Below are 2,248 nucleotides of genomic sequence, written 5' to 3'. Positions count from 1 at the left end.
TGCTTACATTATTTTTTGATGGGTTGTACTAATTCAAATTGCCCGTCGCGACCTTTTATCTTTTCAAACTTTATAAAATTATTGCCGTTTTTTTATCCTGTTAAATTAATCTTATTCCAAAAGTTCTTTAGCTTTTTCCACCGGATTGCATTCATCGTCATTTAAACATGGCTCCAAACCATAGCTCATCTTACAAGCCAATTTTTTCTTCGAAGGCTCTATTGCCGCATCGCATACCTTTTTAAGATTTACAAATGCTCTTTTTATATTGCCCGTATAGTACAAATCGTGCATTCCTGCATTTAGGCAAAAATTTAATAATCCGGCATCGCAAGCTTTATTTAGCGCTTTTGTTGCGTCTTCCTCTCTGCGCAAATATATTAATAAAATTCCCAATGCACCGCAGCTCTCAAAATTTTTTTCGTCGCATTTTGCCGATAAAGTATCTTTTAATATCGAGCAAGCTTCATAATCGCCTTTGTTCCAATCGCATTTATTCGCTAAATTTTTTAAGTTTGTATCGTTTATTGCAGCAGAAATATCAATGTCTATATCGTTTTTTGCTAGCAAGGGCATAGATAAAAGCAATGCTAATGACAAAATTTTTCTCATGGTTATAGTCTTTTGATAATTTCTTTGGCTTTCATTAGCGGATCGCACTTTGCATTTTTAGAGCAGTCTTCAATCTCTTTCCTTATGCTGCAAGCAAGCTTTTCGTCCTCTGAAATTCCCTGTTTGCAAATTTTGTCAAAAACCTTAGCGGCTCTTTCAAGATTTCCCGTAAAAAGTATATCGCTAATGGCAAGATAGGAGCAGTAAGACATGATATTTGCTTCACATGCCTTAATCAAAGGAGCGGATGAGAACGGAATCTTTATATCTACCCATTGTAACCAAAAGCACCGCGCCGAGCGATCCGCAGCTTTCGTAATCCCCATCGTCGCACTTCTTGGATAAAATTTCGACGAGTTTCGTGCATGCGCTGTATTTTCCATTGCCGCTATCGCAAGAGATCGCTAAATCTTTTTCCTCTTTGGTTTTTAATAAATAATCCAAGCCTTCCACTGCCGCCGCGTGGATCGCTGTTAATGCCACTATAAACGCAAGTAGCCAAATTTTAAGATAGAATTTTTTCATCGCGCCCTCCGTTTTTAGGCGGCGATTATATATTAAAATATTTTAGCGGGCTCTTAAAATTTTTCAGAGTTAAAATTTCGATCACTCACTAAATTTAGCGGTGCTATTTTTGTAAGCTGCGCCGCTTCGGGATTTAAAACGCCGCTCTTAAATTTAAACGTCGCGGTGAAATTTTAAAATTTCACCGCAAGCTTTGGGCGGCTTTAAATTTAACATACCGAGTTCTGTTAGCATCCCGAGTTTGGCTGCACCCGCGTTTCGCTGCCCGTGTGGATCAGCAGGGTCTTGCCGCGTCTAAATCTGCACGGCGGATCGGCTTGCACGGATGAGTACTCCTTGCCGTTTAGCTTGTAGATGATGTTGGAGCCTTGCACCGTCTTTTGGGAGTTTTGGATCGCATCTCCGGCGACCGCGCCCACTACCGCGCCGCCCACGAGCCCCACGGTCTCAGCTAAGCGCCTGCTGCTGCTATGTTTGCCGAGCTTATGCCCGATGACCGCACCCGTAGTTCCGCCCGCGACGCCACCTAAAATTTTACCCGTATTGCCCTCGGAGCGCTCTACGTTGATTTTGGCGGGTAGGACATCGACGATCTCGATCCGATCGCTCTGCCTCATGCGGTTCGTTTCGCTCGCGTCATAAACATCTCCGCCGTATCGATCCTGCGGGGTCGCGCAGCCACAAAGCGCTACCATCGCGATCAAGCATAATGTGAAATTTCGCATAATATCCTCCTTAAAATGGATTTACTGCTATTATACAGCGCGAGATTATACCGACGGTTATCGCGCGGTGGTATTATCAAAATGATACGATAATTCAAAATTTTACGAAATTATATAAAATCAAATATCAAATTAAAATCCCGTTAAAATCGTATCTTATAAAACAAAATATACGAAAACTATCTGCTTTAGCTTAAAGATAAAATTAGCTCTTTTTACTAAAAAATATTTAAGAATTTCAATATTCTTAAAGAATTGATAATATATAATTTCCTTGAATTTAAGAATTCTGTTTTGGCTCCGCCATTCAACGAAATTTCAAGGAAGTACAATGAATGAATCCAATTTCAACAGACGCGATTTTTTGAAATCGGCCTGTATCGGCG

Annotated in this window: 4 protein-coding genes; all 4 read right to left on the bottom strand. The window is 40.6% G+C overall.

The genetic code is table 11. From position 1 onward, the window contains the following. Window positions 1-111: 111 nt before the first annotated feature. On the bottom strand, window positions 112-612 hold the full coding sequence (locus Q0537_RS08420) for a hypothetical protein (RefSeq protein WP_299227068.1): 501 nt from the start codon (window positions 610-612) through the stop codon (window positions 112-114). Between the two features lie 2 nt (window positions 613-614). Next, window positions 615-824 carry a hypothetical protein gene (locus tag Q0537_RS08415; RefSeq protein WP_299227065.1) on the bottom strand — a complete coding sequence of 70 codons (210 nt, stop codon included), beginning with the start codon at window positions 822-824 and terminating at the stop codon, window positions 615-617. 19 nt (window positions 825-843) lie between these two features. Continuing rightward, window positions 844-1,137 (bottom strand): hypothetical protein, encoded by a 294-nt coding sequence (locus Q0537_RS08410; protein ID WP_299227062.1) that lies wholly within the window; start codon window positions 1,135-1,137, stop codon window positions 844-846. A gap of 227 nt (window positions 1,138-1,364) precedes the next feature. After that, window positions 1,365-1,862 carry a hypothetical protein gene (locus tag Q0537_RS08405; protein WP_299227059.1) on the bottom strand — a complete coding sequence of 166 codons (498 nt, stop codon included), beginning with the start codon at window positions 1,860-1,862 and terminating at the stop codon, window positions 1,365-1,367. Between the last annotated feature and the right edge of the window lie 386 nt (window positions 1,863-2,248).

Source organism: uncultured Campylobacter sp., assembly GCF_938017775.1.
Classification (GTDB): domain Bacteria; phylum Campylobacterota; class Campylobacteria; order Campylobacterales; family Campylobacteraceae; genus Campylobacter_B.
The sequence above is the reverse complement of the archived record's forward strand: the minus strand, read 5'-3'. Positions and strand labels throughout refer to the sequence as shown.